Annotated in this window: 1 pseudogene; it reads right to left on the reverse strand. The window is 64.2% G+C overall.

Annotated features, from left to right (window positions below):
- Positions 1-246: pseudogene (locus J5M67_RS29150) on the reverse strand (arylsulfatase); the annotation flags it as partial.

Raw genomic sequence — 246 nt, forward strand, 5'->3', positions numbered from 1 at the left:
TTCAGGCCACCCGGTGCGCGCTGTTCGCACCAGACGATTTTCCAGTCGTTGAAGCGCATGCCCACCAACTCGGCCTCGTCGTTGAAGTAATAGAACTCCTTGCGCGCACTCTCGTTGGACTTGCCGGAGAGGTAGGCGAGCTGGTCGTAGCCGTCCAGGTGCACCTTGAAGGTCGGTCCGCCGGAAGTCGGCGCCCAGCCCTGCAGCAGCTTCTCCTTGGCGTCGGGCACGCCGACGGCGGAGAGC

Source organism: Pseudomonas sp. 30_B (assembly GCF_017491605.1).
Lineage (GTDB): Bacteria > Pseudomonadota > Gammaproteobacteria > Pseudomonadales > Pseudomonadaceae > Pseudomonas.